Source organism: Nocardia sp. CDC519 (assembly GCF_059509835.1).
Genome location: NZ_CM183377.1, coordinates 5,600,425 through 5,618,039, shown reverse-complemented (window position 1 = coordinate 5,618,039; position 17,615 = coordinate 5,600,425). Strand labels below are relative to the sequence as shown.

Here is a 17,615-nt window from a genome sequence, read left to right as displayed (position 1 = left end):
CCGTCCAGCACCGTATCCCTCCATGCAGCACAGCGTTCCACCTGGTCAGAGCCGATGCCTTCGCGCTGAGCGCCGGTCGCGGCGGGCAATTCCGCGAAAACGCTCCCGCCCCGACGCGCCCTTATTAAACTCCGGTCAGTAACGTCGGCCCTGCTGTCTGGGACGCTAGCCAACCCGCTGCGGGGCCGACGTGAGTCGGACAACAGAAAGTTGGGGGATGCGATGAGGCGTCCGTTGAAGCTGCGCCGGGCCAGGCCGTTCGCCTTGGCCGCGGCGGCATTGATCGCCACGATGATGCTGCCCGCGGGCGCGTCGGCCGACCTGCAATCCGATATCGCCACTGGCGTGCGCGAATTCCTCGACGTCGGCCGGACCTCGGTGCCGCGCGCCGACTGCGGCCCCGGCTCGATGCCCGAACCCGGCCTCCAGGGCGATGTTCCGGCCGCCGATCGCGACAGCGGGCGCAGCACCCAGGGCTATCGCTGCAATATGTCGATGGTGGGCCAGTTCGCCGGGCGCGGTGCGGGTATCACCTCCACCAGCTTCGAGCACTGCGCGTACATGGGCTCGTTCTTCCCCGGCAATCTGCTCGGCGAGGGTCGTGGCGTGCAGGTGCTCGACGTCTCCGATCCGGCGAATCCGCGGCCGACGGCCACCCTGACCGAGCCGGCGATGCTCGCGGGCACATGGGAGAGCCTGAAGGTCAACAAGGCACGTAAACTGCTGGTCGGCACCGGTGTCCCGGTGGGCATCGGCGTCGGCTATCTGTCGGTGTACGACATCTCCGACTGCGCGCATCCTCGGCTGCTGAATCCGGGCCCCGGCACGAATCTGGCCATGCCGCTGCCGATCACCACGCATGAGGGCGGGTTCTCCCCCGACGGCCGCACCTACTGGGCCTCGGGCATCGCACCCGGGTTCGTCAGCGCCGTCGACCTGACCGATCCGTCGAATCCGCATGTGGTGTGGCAGGGCCTCACCGGCATCGAGGCGCACGGCTTCGGCATCAGCCCCGACGGCAACCGCATGTACATCTCCGCGCTCGGCGGCTTCACCGTGCTCGACATCAGCGCCGTGCAGCGGCGCGACCCGAATCCGCAGGTCCATCACATCGGCCGGGTGTTCTGGACCGACGGCTGGGCGACCCAGCACAGCGTGCCGGTCAGCTACGACGGCAAGCCGTATCTCTACACCGTCGACGAGGGCGGATCCGGCGGGGTCAAGCTGATCGACATCTCCGATGACACCGCGCCGAAGGTGGCGGCCAAACTCAAGCTCGAGATCAATCTGCCGCAGCACATCGACAGCAATATCGGCTCCTCGATGGGCGGCTCGGCCTTCGCCTACGAATCCCACTACTGCGCGGCCGACCGGCAGGAGAACCCGACCGCGCTCGCCTGCGGCTGGATTTCCTCGGGCATCCGGGTCTTCGACGTACGCGATCCGGGCAATATCCGCGAGATCGCCTACTTCAATCCCCCGGCCCGCACCGGACGCAACCTCGAGCTGTGGAATTCACCGCATGCGCTGGCGTCCATCATCGGCGTGCCGTTGATGAGCGCGCCGAACGCCGTGCGCGCGGTGCTCGAGGGCCAGTTCAACCCGATGGACGCGCTCACACCGCGTACCGGGCGGCTCGCCTTCGGCGACGTCTCCACCGACTGGTGTTTCTCCCCGCCGGAATGGCGCGGCAACAAGCTGTATGTGGCGTGTTCGGACAACGGCTTCATGGTGCTGGAGCTGAACAACGGCGTGTACACGCCGCCACCGAACCAGTCCTCGATCGTCGGATCGTGAGCATGCCGCGTGGAATGCGGATCGCCGGGTACGCGGCGGTCGCGGTGTTGCTGCTCGTCATCGGCGCGGCGCTGCGTCCGCTGTTCGTCGATGACGACCGACCGGCCGATCCGGTGCTCGACGAGGTCGAGATCGGCTTCGTCCAGGACATGACCGCCCACCATCAGCAGGCCCTGATCATGGTGCAGCGACTCGATCCGGCCGTCGACCCCGCCGTCGCGCGGCTCGCCCAGCAGATGGCCGACACCCAGCGACTGGAGATCGGCACCATGCTCGGATGGCTGCGCTTGGCGAATGCGTCTCCGCTGTCCCCACAGCCGATGGCCTGGATGCGGGCCGCTGCCGAACCGGCGCATCACACGGGCCCGGCCGGCGCGCACACCCCGGCCGGGCACCCCATGCCCGGGATGGCGACCATGGCCGAGCTCGATTCCTTGTCCGCCGCCAGGGGCCGCGCCGCCGAAATCCTGTTCCTGCAACTCATGCTGCGCCACCACCAGGGCGGCGTGGCGATGGCGCAGGCGGCCGATCAACTCATCGAATCCGGTCCGGTCAAGGAGACCGCGCGGTCGATGATCCACGCCCAGTCCCAGGAATCCGGGGTGATGGCCGCCCTGCTCGGCCAACGCGACGCCCGGCCCCTGCCGTGAGCGATGGCAGTCAGTGCTCGATCGGCTGACGCGGCCATTGCCGGCCGCTGCTCACCAGCGTCGTCGGATCGGTGGTGGCCAGCGTGGTGGCGACGGGCCGGTCGGATTCCAGGGACGCGGCCGCGGCTGCCGTACTGCGGACGTCCAACTCGGCGACCCCGACCAGCACGACCAGACCCACCACGACCAGTGCGACGGTCGTGATCAGCGGCGTCAGCAGATCCACCGGCGCCATACCCACCGGCGTCGCCTGGTGATCACCGTGGTGGGCGCTCATCGCCATCATGCCGGTGTAGTGCATGCCGCAGACCGCGAGGCCCATGATCACCGCGGCGCCGACCGTGTTGGCCCAGCCGCGCACATGCACCATGAACCAGAACGCGGCGGTGGCGGCGACGACCGCGATGGCGATGGACAGCGCGACCAGACCGGCGTCGTACTCCATGGTCGCGCCGCTGTTCATCGCGGCCATGCCCAGATAATGCATCGCCGCGACTCCGAAACCGGTGATCGCACCACCCAACGGCAGGGCCACCGCCTCCCGATGCCCGCGCACCACGATCGCCAGCCCGACCAGCACCACGACCACCGCGATGGCCGCGCTGAACAGCGTCAGCGGCACGTCGTAGCGGATGTCCACGCCATCGATGGCGAACCCGAGCATCGCCGTGAAGTGCATAACCCAGATACCCGCGCCGCCCAGCGCCACCGCCGCCGCGACCAGCCAGCCGATCGGCGACTTCGCCGTGCGCGCGTGCGCCGCGCAGCGCAGGCCGAGGACCGACCCGATGAAGGACATGAGATAAGCCAGGGCAGGGGTTACCCACCCATTGCTGAAGTGCTACTCCGATGTTGCGTTAGTCGATTTCCGATCCGCGATCGGGTGCACGAGGTGTGCGAACCACCGAAATGAGGATTTCAAGGTGAGAAGTTCACCACGAATGTGCTGGGAGTCGCCAATCGGTGTCTCTACTGCGCCACCGGATGGCGAGCCGGTCAGCCGAGCAGGTACGCGGGCGTAGCGGCGGGTACGACGCCGTAGACGAACTCCCGGCGCAGCCGGTGGTAGGGCTCGCCGTCGCCGTAGAAGTTGCGGCGCATTTCGGTCAGCTCCTCGGCGCGGTAGTCGGCGAGCGGTTTGCTGAGTTCGTCGGCTTCGCGCCGCTGCTTCTTGGCCACCAACCGGCCCTCCAGCTCCGGCGAATCGGCCAGCGCCGCGGCTTCGCGGCGCACCCAATCACGGAAGGCCGTCGTGCTGCCGGGCGCCACGCGGTCCACCAGGCCGATCTCGGCGGCCGCCGCGGCACCCACCGGCAGCGTCTCGCGAGTGAGCCGCGCGGCCTCGGGTTCACCGACGCGGCGCGGCAGCGAGTAGGTCCAGTACTCCGAGCCGTAGAGGCCCATCAGGCGATAGTGCGGGTTGAGGACCACCGATTCCCGGCACCACACCTCGTCGGCGGCCAGCGCCAGCATCACCCCGCCGGCCGCGGCATTGCCGGCCAGTGCCGAGATGACGATCTTGTCCGTGGTGGTCAGGATCGCCTCGACCACGTCATTCATCGCGTTGATATTGTGCCACGACTCCAGCGCCGGATCCGCGGCCGCCTCGATGACGTTGAGGTGGATGCCGTTGGAGAAGAAGTCGCGGGCGGGCCCGAGCACCAGCACTGCGGTCGGCCGGGCGCAGACCTGCCGGTAGGCGGCCAGCAGTCGCTCGCACTGGCTCGTGCTCATCGCACCGCCGCTGTAAGCGAATTCCAGAAAGCCGACGGCGCCCTCCTCGCGGTAGCGCAGTTCGGACCAGGTGTCGCGGACCGCCGCCTCGGCCGGCGTCACCGGCACTTCGGGCACGTCGGGCAGGTCGGCGCCCAGTGCGTCGACGGCCGGGCGTTTGAACGTCGCGGGGCCGCCGGGCAGCCGGCGTGGCCGCAGCTGCGGCAGCCAGACCGCGCCGTCCACCGTCGCCCGGCAGATCGCGCCGTCGCGGGTGGCGATCAGCTCGCCGGGGGCGCCGCGCAGTTGGTCCTCGTTGTGCCCGCCGTGGACGAAGTATTCACGGCCGAGCAGATCGTCGAGCACCCCCGGCTGAGAATCGGCGGCACGCAGTTTGCGCAGCACATCAGCGGTGGAATCGGCGGACCAGTCGATGCGGCGGTACTGCTGGGAGTGGTACGGCCGCAACTGTCCCCGCACATCCGGGCGTCCGTAGTCCAGCGGTTCGGGCTCGAACGTCCCGGCCGCGAACCTCTCTACCGCCAGCAGCACCGCAGCCACCGCGGCGTCGGACACCTCGTTGCGATACAGCTCGCTCTTGCCGCACGCTGCCATCTCGAACGGCACCGACGCCCAGATCGGCCCGGCATCCATTTCCGCGACGGCCTGCAACCGTCACACCCCACTCCTGGGCGCCGGTGGCGATGGCCCAGTCCAGCGAGGACGGGCCGCGGTCGCCCTTGGGGCCTGGATGCACGATCAGCACGGTGTGCTCGGTCCAGATGTCCTCGGGGATCGCGGTGGTGAGCATGGGCGCCACGATCAGCTCCGGCCGGAAGTGGGCCACCCGCGCGCGCAGCAGATCGTCACCGAGCGCCAGTTCCACTCCCACCTTGTGGCCGCGTGCGCGCAGTTCGGCGTGCACGCGCTGGGTGAGGCTGTTGAAGGCACTGGCAACTAGCAGGATGCGCACGTTTTCCCCTCTACCGGCGGATGAGCAGTGTCATCCCCTGAATGATCTAGATGTCGGAGACCAAGCTAGCGCTCGCGGATTTCGGACGCAGCGCGGCCCGTGGGTCGTCCTGCGTGGTGCGCTCGCCAAGGCGGGAATCCGCGCACATCCTGGACGGCATATTCGACCAGCTCGACCGGGCCGAGAGGTAGCCCGGCGAGGATCCGACGACCCATCGACAACACAGTGCGCCGACGTCGGCACCACGCTGCCGAACACCTCCGGCGACTACACTCGGGAATTCCCCACTCTGGGAACTCGACTCGGATACACCTACGATTTCGGGAACTGTTGTTCGGCACAGCGAAAGAGAGAAGCTTGGTGTCCATCCCCAGGAGAAGTTCCCGACGGCTATATATCGTGGGCGCAGCGATCTCCGCTCTCGCGGCCGCGCCGGTATCGGCAACCGTCGGCGTGGGTTTGGCTCAGGCACGACCGCCCGCCGACGCTTTCTGCACATCGGTTCCGGTCGCCAGCCGCGTCGATATCACATGCACGAACACCGATGTGGGGCCCGCGACCGTCGGAGCGCTGATAACGTGCAGCAACCTCGCCGTGCTGGTCCGGGAGGTCCGAATGCGTCCCGAATCGACAATCCAATTGAGCGAGGACTGCGGCCCCGGCGCGCACCCGGTCACGTGGAACGCGAACGCCAAGACCGACTATCAGCGCGACCGCGAACGCGACGACGAAATCGAACGCAACTCCGACCGCGATCACGCGTAAAGCCACCGCGATCATCTGAAGCGCCCACGGCAGGAAACCTTCGCACATCGAAGGCGTCGCGGGCCCGTCGCGGCCAGTGAGCGCTCCAGCGCGCATCCGGAATCCATCTGAGTGTGGTGCGGTGTCGAGAGATATCAACGGACACAATGATATCGAGACGATGCGGGTTTCGCCCCAGCAGCCGGTGTCGCGGCTCCCGTTGAGCAAGGTACAGGTGCTTGCGCGCTGGTCGCGTGGAGCGCCTGCACGTGCGACCTCGATGTCGTGCAGATCGCATCCAGGCGCTTGGTCAGGCCGAATCGGATCTTTGTAGCTGAGCGCGCTCCCGCACCTGTAGCGGGAATGTTACTCAGTGAAGAGGGCAACGATGCTCGCCAGGATTTCGGGGGCACAACAGGTGATCTCCCTGATGCGTGGGCGCCGGTTCCGCTTCTAGGTTCTTGTCTATGACCGCTACCTCCGCGCTGCGCCGGGTCGGCGCGACTGTGATCGCCCTCCTAGTGACCGCCGTACCTGCTACCGCATCCGCGGAACCGGTACGTTTCGCCTTGCCCGCCCCGACCGGTTCCTATCCCGTAGGGAGCGTCGATCTGCACCTGGTTGATCCGGACCGGCATGACCCGTGGGTTGTCGGCAGCCCGCGGGAATTGATGATCACCGTGCGGTACCCGGCACGACCGAACACCGAGCCGAAAGCTCCGTACATGCCGGCCGGGGTCGCCTCGACCACAGCCGAGCTCGACGCCGGAAAACTCGACATCGATCCTGGCTTGCTCGACTTCCGCTTTCCCACCCACGCCGGCCTGGGAGCACCCGTGGCCGAAGGCCGATGGCCCGTTCTGCTGTACTCGCCGGGAGCGACCCTGTCGCGCGCACACGGCACCGTCCAGATGGAACAACTCGCCAGCGACGGCTACATCGTCGTGGCGATCGACCACACCCACGAAGCCGAAGCCGTCGCATTCCCCGATAACCGCGTTGAACGGCGAGCATTGCCTGCACCGACCATCGAAGTGTCCAAGCGCCTCATCACCACTCGTGTGCAGGACATCCGATTCGTGTTGGACCAGCTCGAAAACGTGGCCAGCGGCGACAACCCCGGGACCCAAGGGCGTGGTCTGCCAGCCGGGTTGCACACCTCACTGGATCTCTCCAGGATGGGCATGTTCGGTCATTCCGCCGGCGGTTTCACCACAGGCGAAGTCATGACCGCCGACCATCGCATTCGTGCCGGAGCCGATCTCGACGGCAGCATGGCCTACTCCCAATCCGCCCGTGACTTCGGCCGCGTCGCCGACGACGGTCTGGACCGTCCGTTCCTGCTGATGAGCGCGGGCGATCACAGCGCCGCGAACGACGCGTCCTGGCAACAGTTCCTCGCCACCCACCGCGGTCCGCTCTGCCAGGTCCACCTCCCCGACGGTGAGCACTTCAGCTACACCGACTACCAACTCCTGCTACCCCAGCTAGGTGAGCCTGATCCGACATTCGTGGGCACCATCGACCCCACCCACAGCCTCGCTGTTCAACACCGCACGCTCGCTGCCTTCTTCAACACCTACCTCGCCGCCCATGGTGATCGGCCAGCAGCGCCCCCCTACTGCACCTGAATCCCCTATTACGACAACCGTAGCCACCGTCGGTGTGAGCAAGGCGCTCGGCGTCCGTGTCGGGGGATCTGACGGCCGAGCGATTCGAGCAGGCCCCGCCTAGGTGCGCGGCTGTTGACGCCAGCGCATGAGGAGTGCCCGGGCCTGCAGCTGGGCATACCCGATACACCACACCGGGGTGTGCGTGCACCACTGGCGATGTGGGGCCCCGGGACCGCGCCGTGTCGAGAGCAGTTGTCCAAAGCCATCGCCGACGCACCGGTCAACCGCGCCTGGGTAATCGCGCTCGCGATGGTGATCGCGACGCACGAAACCCCACTCGGCAAGAGCTTGTGGCACGACCACCCGGCCACGACTCCGGCATACCTGTATCTGCTCGCCTGCGCCGGCGCCGGCGCAGGAGGGGACTACACCCTCGACGAAGTCGAACAAGCCGCCGCCGGTGACATCGACGACCACGGCATCGATATCGGCACCGCCGCCCGACCGCCGCACACGGGGGCTGCCGATGCCGTACGCGGCTGCTACCAGCGGCCGCGGCGGCCGCCGAGTAATACCATGAACAGTGGATCTTCAGATCGCGGGGCCAGTCGAAATCGGTCAGTTCCGGGTCTGCGGTCAGCAGCAGTTGTGAGTCCACCTGCTCGGTCTGTGCGGTAGCGCACGAGCTGCTCGTGCACTGCGTCGGCGGTCCACAGGCTCGCCGTCTTCACATCGACGCCGGTTCGATGTCCGTCGTCGTGGTAGACGAGTAGTCGATGCGGCTGCCTCGCGCCGCGTGCGTGCCCACCGCGAACTCTGCCTCATGATCGATGATGACCTCGTCATAAACGCCGCCGAACTGCCACCCCTGGTCGGCTGTCCCAGTGAATTCCGACACCGTTTATCAAGGAAGTTCGGCGTCGCGCGGAGCCTGTCACGCGTGACCGTGACGGTGAAAAATGACGTCACTGCGCACGGTTGAAGCCGTACGGAGCGGATGATCCGCACACACGAGCGGCGCTACGGAGTGGTCGAATCACAACCGTCGCGGACCGCCGGGAAATCGCCGGCGCACTGGTTTCACTGGCACGATTCCGCCTGGCGTGTGTGCCATCAGGGTCAGTCTGGTGTCGAGTGGGCCGGGGAATGCTGGTCGACTTCGGTGATCCGTAGGGCCGGACGCTCCGCCGACCGTGTTCTTCAGCGTCCCCCACGTCCGACCACTCGGAAGGGTTCGTAGAGAGCGCACCCGCGCTGTCGACGCGGCGTTCAGCTCAGCCAGCCCAGGCAACCAGCGGGCTGCGACCGACCCGCCGAGTCCATCACGTGACGTTCGGCATGCGCCGCCGCGGGCTATTTCAGGAGCGGCGCAAACCTGCTGATCAGCCCTTCTTCTCGAGCACGATTGCCCACCTAGATGTGTGTGTCCTTTTTGTGTCCGTTTCGACCGTGACACGCCGGTATTCGAGCTGAACTCCAGAGATGACAAAGGCCCCGTACCGGAATGTCTCCGTTACGGGGCCTGCGCCGAAACAGCTGCGGGGAGCTACTTGTCAGTCACTGAGCATCACTTGTTCGCCAGCGCCTTCGCCTCGCGACGGCGGCGGTGCAGGATGGGCTCGGTATAGCCGTTGGGCTGCTTGGTGCCCTCCAGGATGAGCTCCTTGGCGGCCTGGAAGGCCACGCTGCCGGCGAAGTCGGGGGCCATCGGACGGTAGTTCGGGTCGCCGGCGTTCTGCCGGTCGACCACCGGGGCCATCCGCTCGAGGCTGGCGACCACGTCGTCGGCGGAGACGATGCCGTGGCGCAGCCAGTTGGCCATCAGCTGGCTGGAGATGCGCAGGGTGGCGCGGTCCTCCATGAGCGCGACATCCTTGATGTCGGGCACCTTGGAGCAGCCGACGCCCTGGTCGATCCAGCGCACCACGTAACCGAGGATGGACTGGGAGTTGTTGTCGAGCTCCTGCTGCTTCTCCTCGGCCGACCAGTTGATGTCGGCGGCCAGCGGGATCTCCAGGATCTGGTCGACGGTGGCGCGGGGGCCGCCCTTGGCCAGCTCGGCCTGCCGCTTGAACACGTCCACCAGGTGGTAGTGGGTGGCGTGCAGGGTGGCGGCGGTGGGCGAGGGCACCCAGGCGGTGTTGGCGCCGGCCTTGGGGTGGCCGATCTTCTGCACCAGCATGTCGGCCATCAGGTCCGGCATGGCCCACATGCCCTTGCCGATCTGCGCCTTGCCCGGCAGGCCGGTGGCCAGGCCGGTGTCGACGTTCCAGTCCTCGTAGGAGGCGATCCACTGCTGGGCCTTCATGTCGGCCTTGCGGACCATCGGCCCGGCCTCCATGGAGGTGTGGATCTCGTCGCCGGTGCGGTCGAGGAAGCCGGTGTTGATGAAGACCACGCGGTCCTTGGCGGCGGCGATACAGGCCTTGAGGTTGACCGTGGTGCGACGCTCCTCGTCCATGATGCCGACCTTGAGGGTGTTGCGCGGCACGCCGATGACGTCCTCGATGCGGCCGAACAGCTCATTGGTGAAGGCGACCTCGTCGGGGCCGTGCATCTTCGGCTTCACGATGTAGACCGAGCCGGTGCGGCTGTTCTTCAGCTCGGTGTCGCCGCCCAGCGAGTGCTTGGCGATCAGCGAGGTGATCAGGCCGTCCATGATGCCCTCGGGCACCTCGTTGCCCTCGGCGTCGAGGATGGCGTCGGAGGTCATCAGGTGGCCGACGTTGCGCACGAACAGCAGCGAACGGCCGTGCAGCACCAGCTCGGAGCCGTCGAGCGCGGTGTAGACGCGATCGGGGTTCATGGTGCGGGTGAAGGTCTTGCCGCCCTTGCTGACCTCTTCGGCGAGCGTGCCCTTCATCAGGCCCAGCCAGTTGTGGTAGCAGAGCACCTTGTCCTCGGCGTCCACCGCGGCGACCGAGTCCTCGAAGTCCATGATCGTGGTGACCGCGGACTCGAGCACCACGTCCTTGATGCCCGCGCTGTCGGTGCTGCCGATGGGCGATTCGGGGTCGATCTGGATCTCGATGTGCAGGCCGTTGTGCTTCAGCAGGATCGAGGACGGCGATTCCGGGTCGCCGAGGTAGCCGACCAGCTGCGAGGCGTCGGCCAGGCCGATCTCGGTGCCGTCTTCCAGGCCGACCTCGAGCTCACCGTCGACGATCTTGTAGGAGGTCGAGCCGATGTGCGAGCCGGTGATCAGGGTGACCGAATCGTCGAGGAAGTTGCGCGCCCACTCGATGACCTTGTCGCCGCGGACCTTGTTGTAGCCCTTGCCCTTCTCGGCGCCGTTGTCCTCGGGGATGGCATCGGTGCCGTAGAGGGCGTCGTAGAGCGAACCCCAGCGGGCGTTGGCGGCGTTGATCGCGAAGCGCGCGTTCATCACCGGCACCACCAGCTGCGGACCGGCGGTGGTGGCGATCTCGTCGTCGACGTTCTGGGTGGTGATCTGGAAATCGGCCGGCTCGGGACGCAGGTATCCGATCTCGGTCAGGAAGTTCTTGTAGGCGGCCTTGTCGTAGTTCGCGCCGGGGTTCTCGCCGTGCCAGGCGTCGAGCTTGCCCTGGATCTCGTCGCGCTCGGCCAGCAGGGCCCGGTTACGCGGGGCGAGATCGTTGATCACCTGTTCCGCACCGGCCCAGAACGCGGCGGAATCCACGCCGGTACCCGGAAGCGCCTCGTTCTCTACGAACTCGTGGAGAACGCGTGCCACCTGTAGCCCGCCGACCTGAATCCGCTCTGTCATCTAAGCCTCACTTGTCGAGAAACGAGTAGGAAAAGTCGCAGCCATGTTACCCGTCGGTAGTGCTACGACCGTGCGTCGGGGTCAACACCGGCACCGGCCGGTATGTTCCGACGCCACCCGACCCTACCGGGCGTTTTACCACTCGCCGACGAGGAGCCGGTGCTCCCGGCGACCCTTGCCGCGGTATGCGGCGGTGGATAGTGTGCTCTACGGAACACCCGCGATCCACGGCGATCCGCCGCGGCAGCGCAGATGCCGACGAAAGGCCGACCATGGCTTGGGATTTCGAGACCGATCCGGAGTACCAGGCGAAACTGGACTGGGCCGCGGAGTTCGTCCGCACCGAAGTCGAGCCACTGGACCTGCTCTACCCGAACCCTTACGACCGCGCCGACACCGAGGCGATGGCGTTGATGCGCCCGTTGAAGGAGAAGGTGAAGCAGCAGGGGCTGTGGGCCTGCCACCTCGACCCTGAGCTGGGCGGTCCAGGGTTCGGCCAGATGAAGCTCGCACTTCTCAACGAGGTGCTCGGCACCTCGGTCTGGGCGCCGTCGGTGTTCGGATGCCAGGCCCCCGATTCCGGCAACGCGGAGATCCTCGCCCACTACGGCACCGAGGAGCAGAAGAGGCAGTACCTCGAACCGCTGCTGGCGGGCGAGATCGGCTCCTGTTACGTGATGACCGAACCCACCGGCGGTTCTGATCCCACGTTGTTCAAGACCCGCGCGGTACGCGACGGCGACCACTGGGTGATCAACGGCGAGAAGTGGTTCAACTCCAACGCCCAATTCGCCGCGTTCCACATCGTCATGGTGGTGACGAACCCGGATGTCAGCCCGTACCAGGGCATGTCGATGTTCATCGTGCCCGCGGACACACCCGGCCTCGAGATCGTCAAGAACTTCCACGTGCACGGGTTCAGCGAGCACGAGGGCCACCTGCGGTTCACCGATGTCCGCGTACCCGCCGATCATCTGCTCGGTGCCGAGGGACAGGGTTTCATCGTGGCACAGACCAGGCTCGGCGGCGGGCGGGTGCATCACGCGATGCGCACAGTCGCCTTGGTGCGCAAGGCCTTCGACATGATGTGCGAACGCGCGGTCTCGCGTCCGATGCGCCAGGGCCGCCCGCTGGGCAGCTTGCAGATGACCCAGGAACGGATCGCCGACAGCTGGATCGAGATGGAGCAGTTTCGGCTGCTGGTGCTGCGCACCGCTTGGCGCATCGATAAGGAGCAGGACTATCTGAAGGTGCGCAAGGACATCGCCGCGATCAAGGTGGCGATGCCGAGGGTGATGCACGATATCACCCAGCGCGCGCTGCATCTGCACGGCGCGATCGGCGTCAGCCAGGATCTGCCGTTCGTCGACATGATGAACTACGCCGAGGTGATGGGCCTGGCCGACGGTCCGACCGAGGTGCACAAGATCACCCTCGCCAAAGAGGTGCTGAAGAACTACGCGCCCGGCGACCCGGTGTATCCATCGGGGTATCGGCCGGCGCTGCGTGAGCAGGCCCGCGAGCACATCGCCCGGCGGCTGGAACACATCGTCGGCAATCTCTGACCCGCCGGCGCCATCGCGCCTGGTCGGCAGGGGTTTCGCCCCGGGCGCGCGACCTGCCCGGACACCGGGCGATCGAACCAGGTGCGACGCACGCTCGTAGCTTCGACCATGACTGTCACCACAGACCTCCTCGAAACCACCGACTGGATCGCCCGAGCCCGCGAGATCGGCGAAGCTCTGCGCCCCGGCGTCGCAGAACGCGACCGCAGCGGCCTGCTGGCCACCGAGGCGTTCGATCGACTACGCGCCGCCGGTCTCACCGCGGCGCTGGTCCCGGGCGAATTCGGTGGCGGCGGCGCCGGCCACCGCGAGATGGGCGCGATCCTGCGCGAGCTCGGCCGCCACGATCCCTCGACCGCCGTCGCGTTCGCGATGCATTCGCATCTGGTGGCCGCGCAGGTGTGGCGGCACAAGCACGGGATGGACGCGAGCGCGGTGTTCGGCAAGGTGGTGTCGGGTGCGATCCTGGTGAGCACCGGGGCCTCGGACTGGGTGGGTTCCAATGGCGGCGCCGAGCGCGTCGACGGTGGTTACCTGGTCAGCGCACGGAAGGCCCCCGCCAGCGGCTGCGAGGTCGGCACGATCGCGGTGACCAGTATCCGCTGGGACAGCGCGCCCGACGGACCGCAGGTGCTGCACTGCGCGATCCCGATGAACGCGCCCGGTGTGCGGATCGAACAGACCTGGGACACCCTCGGGCTACGGGCCAGCGGCTCGCACACCCTCGTCTTCGACGAGGTGTTCGTCCCGGACGCCGCCGTGGCGATGATCCGGCCCGCCGACACCTGGCCGCCGCTCCTCGACACCGTGATCGGCGCCGCGATGCCGCTGGTCATGTCGGCCTATCTCGGCATCGCCGACGCCGCCGTCGAGCTGACGGTCGCGCAGGTGTCCGGCCGGGCCGACCCGCACACGCTGCAACTGGCCGGGGAGATGATGAACGCCCACACCACCGCCGAGGACCTCATCGAGGCGATGTTCACCGCATCGCAGAACCTGGGATTCGCCGCCACCGATCAGTACGCGGCCCGGATCCTCAGCCGTAAGACGGTGGCCGCGACCGCCTTGATCGACACGGTGCGCCTGGCCATCGAGACCGTCGGCGGGGTCGGCTACTCGCGCACCTGCGAGCTGGAGATGTACTACCGCGACATCCACGGCTGCCTGTTCCATCCGCTGCCCCGCGCCAAGCAGACCCGGTTCACCGGGCGCGTGCTGCTCGGGCACGGCCCGATGGGATGACACCCGATTCGGGCGGGTCCCCCCGCCCCGGTGGAGTTGAATGGTGGCAGAGCCCGTCCTCGCAGCGGAGCGGACAGACACCGAGGAGATGGCCGTGAAACGACTCGCCCGTTCGCCACTGACCTGGATGCTGACGCTGATCGTGGTCACCGGCATCGGCATCGGGCTCGCCTATTTCCAGCCCTGGCGGTTGTTCACCGACACCACGGTCGACGAAGCGGCTCCGACCGTCAGCGTGCCGGTCACCCCTGGTGCGCCCCCCGCCGAGCCCCGGGTGCTCGCGCGCGGCGCACTCATCTCCCATGAGCACGACACCTCAGGGACCGTGGTCGTGCTCGGCCTGCCCGATGGCAGCCGGGTACTGCGGCTGGAGAATCTGGACACCTCCGACGGCCCCGACCTGCACGTGTGGCTGTCGGACGCGCCGGTGCTGTCCGGTCGAGACGGGTGGGGCGTCTTCGACGACGGCGCCTACCGCGACCTGGGCAAATTGCGCGGCAACAAGGGCAATCAGAACTACCCCATCCCGGCCGAGGTCGATCTGACCCAGCTGACCAGCGTGTCCATCTGGTGCGACCGGTTCAACGTCTCCTTCGGCGCGGCACTGCTGCAACAGGCGTGAGGTACGGCCGCCGCGCGTGACCGGGCGGCCGAAAAATGGCCCGACAACACCACATCCGGTGTGCCACCATGATCTCCACGCTGATCGACCGCATCCGGCGGTGATCGACGAGAACTCAGGAGAGGAGGTGGCTTTGTACTCGACGCAGAAACCCGTGCGACTGTGCGCTCCGGTCGCACTCGCCCAGCCGCGGCTCATGCCCGGCATCGCGAGCTCGGAACTCGAGTCCGGCCGCCTCCAGGACGGCCGCTGACCCCGAGCCCCTGCTCCCCTCTTCGCTGTTCGACCCTCCTTCTCGCTCTGCCGAAACATGGTGATTCCCATGCCGATACGCCATGCCACCACCGTGGTGGCCCCGTCTGCCGACAACTGGATACACACCCCGGTGCTGGTGCTCAACGCCAGCTACGAGGCGATCGACGAGATCACCGCCGACCGCGCGGTGGTGCTGTTGCTCAGCGGTGCCGCCGAGTCGATCGCCGAGCGGGAGCCGCGTGTCCCGATTCGCTCCAAGCATGTGGAAATCGTTCTGCCCGAAACGATTCGGCTGTTGCGCTACGTCTACCTCGACCATGTGACCCAGGTGCGCGACGAGAGCCGGGCCACCCTGGCCGGTGTCCTGCGCCGCGACAAGCACCGCTGCGGGTACTGCGCGGGGTGGGCGCGCACCGTCGACCACATCCGTCCGCGCAGCCGGGGTGGGCCCAACACCTGGGCCAACCTCATCGCCTGCTGCGCGCCGTGCAACACCAGCAAGGCCGACCGCACCCCGGAGGAGGCGGGAATGCGGCTGCTGTGGGAGCCGAAGGCACCCGATCCGCTGGCCAAGCGGCAGCGCCACATCTGGAAGCAGCTCGCCGCCACCACCTGACGAGATCCGCAGAAAGGAGAGGATCGCGATGACCGTCACCACCTTGACCGACCTGCTCCCGCTGTCGGACAGCCGGGAGTGGCACCGCGCCGCCTGCCGTGGTGACCCCAACCATGAGGCGTGGTTCCCGTATCCGTCGCAGGATTTCGCCTACGCCCGCGAGGTCTGCGGGGGCTGCCCGATCCGCCTGGCCTGCGGCGATTTCGCCGAGCGCACCGGACAGTCCGGTGTGTGGGGTGGGCACGAATTCGATCGCGGGCGGGTGATCCGCGAATGATCCGGAGCTGTGGCCCGTCGCCGTCCACCGGCGGCGGGCCACAGCCCGGGTGTGGCGGCCCACACACGCATACACTCGTGCCCCGTGGGTACACATCGCAGCCATTCCAGGTCACGGGGCATCAGCAAAGGTCCGGTTATCGCCGTGGTGGCTGTGCTGTTACTCGTCGGCGCGGTGTTCGGCTGGTTCCAGTTACGCGACCGCTCGAGCAGCGACAGCAGTGCGGCGGCCGCGGAATGCGTGGAGGGCGATACCGTCCTCAATGTGACCGTGGACCCGTCGCTCGAGGCGCCGGTACGCGCGATCGCCGATCGGTACAACGCCACCGAGCCGATCGTCGGCGATCACTGCGTAACGGTGGCGGTGCAGGGCAGGCCGGCCTCGGCGGTGGTCGCGACGTTCACCGCAAACGCCCCGTGGGATCCCGCGCTCGGCCCGCAGCCCGCACTGTGGATCCCCGAGTCGATGCGCCAGATCGAATCCGTACGGGTGCCCGGGCTCATCCAGGGCACGCCCGCGTCTGTAGCCGTCAGTCCGATCGCCTTGGCGGTCCCCGGTGAACTCGGCGCGGCCTTGCAGCGTGCGGGCATCACCTGGGCGGATCTGCCTCGCCTGCAACGCAGTTCACTCGACGAGCTGCAATTGCCGTGGGGTGGGCTCGCAATGGCGATGCCGCCTGGTGATGCCACGCTGGCCGCCGCGACGGCCGTCGCCTCCGGGGTGTCGGGGGCGGAGCCGCTCACCGAGGAGGCCGCACGGTCGGGTCAGGTGGTCGCGGCCGTGTCCGCTCTGGCCACCAGCGCACCGGAGGTTGCCGACACCCGCACCGCGCTCGGCGCGCTCACCTCCGCTCCACCGGCGGCCGCCGCCCTGCACGCGGTCGCCGCTACCGAGCAGCAAATCAACGCGCACGGCGGGCTCACCGCCTTCGTTCCCGCCGGCGCCGCGCCCGTCGCCGACTATCCGGCGGCGTTGATGACCGGTCATTGGGTCGACACCACCCAGAACATGGCCGCGGGCGTCTTCGCCGACTATCTGCGCGCTCCGCAGCAGGCGGCCGTGTTCGCCGCCGCGGGGTTCGGCCCCGCGCCCGCCGCCACCGCTGCGGTACCCACGCGTGCCGCGCTGGACAAGATCGGTGCCACACTCGCCGATCCGGTGCTCGGCGTCTCGGCGACCGTGCTGCTCGACGTGTCCGCGTCGATGGCGGGCACCGATGGATCCTCCACTCGGCTCACCAATACCCTCGGCGCATTGCGCTCCACCATGAACGTCATGCCGCCCGACTTCGGCCTCGGTGTCTGGACTTTCGGCAAGAACCTGGACGGGAACACGCCTTATCGAGTGCAGGCGGCGACCGCACCGCTGGCCGCCGAACACCGCACCGAGGTCACCCGATCGCTGAACGCCATCCGGCCCTCCGATCTTCGGGCCGATCAGTGCTATCCCGCGCTGCTGGCCGCGTACCGTGCCGCCGTCTCCGGATACACCACCGGCCGCACCAATTCGGTGCTGCTGATCACCGATGGCCCGGAAGACGATTCGGCACTCACCGGCGCGCAGCTACTCGCCGATCTCACAGCCGCAGGCGATCCGGCCACCCCGGTGCGGGTGGATGTGATCGTCATCGGCGGCGAGGGCACCGACACCCTGCGTACGGTCACCGAGCGCACCGGCGGAACTTACACCCGCGTCCCGACGTCCAATGACATCAGCTTCGGCACGGCGATGGTGCAGGCTCTCACGACGACGTAGCGGTTCACCCTCCGGTGTCCGCCTCGGCCCGACCGATCCCGATCT

16 protein-coding genes are annotated in these 17,615 nt (G+C 67.7%); 12 read left to right on the top strand and 4 right to left on the bottom strand.

What is annotated here, in order from left to right; translation table 11 throughout:
- Positions 1-222: 222 nt before the first annotated feature.
- Both AC5W7N_RS25395 and AC5W7N_RS25390 read left to right on the top strand, forming a co-directional pair.
- A complete protein-coding gene (locus tag AC5W7N_RS25395) occupies positions 223-1,797 on the top strand; it encodes an LVIVD repeat-containing protein (protein WP_194991662.1) in 1,575 nt (524 codons plus the stop codon).
- Between the two features lie 2 nt (positions 1,798-1,799).
- Positions 1,800-2,447 (top strand): DUF305 domain-containing protein, encoded by a 648-nt coding sequence (locus AC5W7N_RS25390; protein ID WP_195020737.1) that lies wholly within the window; start codon positions 1,800-1,802, stop codon positions 2,445-2,447.
- A 10-nt stretch (positions 2,448-2,457) separates the two neighbouring features.
- Here AC5W7N_RS25390 and AC5W7N_RS25385 read toward each other — a convergent pair whose 3' ends face one another.
- Positions 2,458-3,246: an MHYT domain-containing protein gene (locus AC5W7N_RS25385; RefSeq protein WP_178128123.1), complete on the bottom strand. Its 789-nt coding sequence runs from the start codon at positions 3,244-3,246 to the stop codon at positions 2,458-2,460.
- Positions 3,247-3,443: 197 nt separating this feature from the next.
- Positions 3,444-4,832, bottom strand: a complete 1,389-nt coding sequence (locus AC5W7N_RS25380) for an enoyl-CoA hydratase-related protein (RefSeq protein ID WP_495922318.1) — start codon at positions 4,830-4,832, stop codon at positions 3,444-3,446.
- 79 nt (positions 4,833-4,911) lie between these two features.
- Here AC5W7N_RS25380 and AC5W7N_RS25375 point away from each other — a divergent pair, with 79 nt between their 5' ends.
- From AC5W7N_RS25375 to AC5W7N_RS25360, 4 genes are all read left to right on the top strand, one after another.
- Complete coding sequence (locus AC5W7N_RS25375) at positions 4,912-5,121, top strand: hypothetical protein (RefSeq protein WP_228806793.1); 210 nt, start codon at positions 4,912-4,914, stop codon at positions 5,119-5,121.
- A gap of 411 nt (positions 5,122-5,532) precedes the next feature.
- The gene (locus AC5W7N_RS25370) at positions 5,533-5,898 is read left to right on the top strand and encodes a hypothetical protein (RefSeq protein ID WP_194991661.1); all 366 of its coding nucleotides are present in this window, start codon (positions 5,533-5,535) and stop codon (positions 5,896-5,898) included.
- A 446-nt stretch (positions 5,899-6,344) separates the two neighbouring features.
- Positions 6,345-7,508: an alpha/beta hydrolase family protein gene (locus tag AC5W7N_RS25365; RefSeq protein ID WP_194991663.1), complete on the top strand. Its 1,164-nt coding sequence runs from the start codon at positions 6,345-6,347 to the stop codon at positions 7,506-7,508.
- A 234-nt stretch (positions 7,509-7,742) separates the two neighbouring features.
- Positions 7,743-8,168 (top strand): hypothetical protein, encoded by a 426-nt coding sequence (locus AC5W7N_RS25360; RefSeq protein ID WP_194991660.1) that lies wholly within the window; start codon positions 7,743-7,745, stop codon positions 8,166-8,168.
- A 49-nt stretch (positions 8,169-8,217) separates the two neighbouring features.
- Here the strand turns inward: AC5W7N_RS25360 and AC5W7N_RS25355 are convergent, their stop codons facing one another.
- Both AC5W7N_RS25355 and AC5W7N_RS25350 read right to left on the bottom strand, forming a co-directional pair.
- On the bottom strand, positions 8,218-8,388 hold the full coding sequence (locus tag AC5W7N_RS25355) for a hypothetical protein (RefSeq protein WP_495922316.1): 171 nt from the start codon (positions 8,386-8,388) through the stop codon (positions 8,218-8,220).
- Positions 8,389-9,057: 669 nt separating this feature from the next.
- Positions 9,058-11,238 carry a malate synthase G gene (locus tag AC5W7N_RS25350; RefSeq protein ID WP_495922315.1) on the bottom strand — a complete coding sequence of 727 codons (2,181 nt, stop codon included), beginning with the start codon at positions 11,236-11,238 and terminating at the stop codon, positions 9,058-9,060.
- Positions 11,239-11,510: 272 nt separating this feature from the next.
- On the opposite strand from AC5W7N_RS25350, the gene AC5W7N_RS25345 reads away from it, so the two are divergent.
- The 6 genes from AC5W7N_RS25345 to AC5W7N_RS25320 all read left to right on the top strand — a co-directional run bounded on the left by AC5W7N_RS25345 (position 11,511) and on the right by AC5W7N_RS25320 (position 17,570).
- Positions 11,511-12,803 (top strand): acyl-CoA dehydrogenase family protein, encoded by a 1,293-nt coding sequence (locus AC5W7N_RS25345; protein WP_495922314.1) that lies wholly within the window; start codon positions 11,511-11,513, stop codon positions 12,801-12,803.
- A 108-nt stretch (positions 12,804-12,911) separates the two neighbouring features.
- Complete coding sequence (locus tag AC5W7N_RS25340; protein WP_495922313.1) at positions 12,912-14,045, top strand: acyl-CoA dehydrogenase family protein; 1,134 nt, start codon at positions 12,912-12,914, stop codon at positions 14,043-14,045.
- Between the two features lie 88 nt (positions 14,046-14,133).
- Complete coding sequence (locus AC5W7N_RS25335; RefSeq protein ID WP_163812216.1) at positions 14,134-14,667, top strand: DM13 domain-containing protein; 534 nt, start codon at positions 14,134-14,136, stop codon at positions 14,665-14,667.
- A 322-nt stretch (positions 14,668-14,989) separates the two neighbouring features.
- On the top strand, positions 14,990-15,538 hold the full coding sequence (locus tag AC5W7N_RS25330) for an HNH endonuclease (RefSeq protein ID WP_195019255.1): 549 nt from the start codon (positions 14,990-14,992) through the stop codon (positions 15,536-15,538).
- A 28-nt stretch (positions 15,539-15,566) separates the two neighbouring features.
- Complete coding sequence (locus AC5W7N_RS25325; RefSeq protein ID WP_163812220.1) at positions 15,567-15,815, top strand: WhiB family transcriptional regulator; 249 nt, start codon at positions 15,567-15,569, stop codon at positions 15,813-15,815.
- Between the two features lie 84 nt (positions 15,816-15,899).
- Complete coding sequence (locus tag AC5W7N_RS25320) at positions 15,900-17,570, top strand: VWA domain-containing protein (RefSeq protein WP_195019254.1); 1,671 nt, start codon at positions 15,900-15,902, stop codon at positions 17,568-17,570.
- Positions 17,571-17,615: the final 45 nt, after the last annotated feature.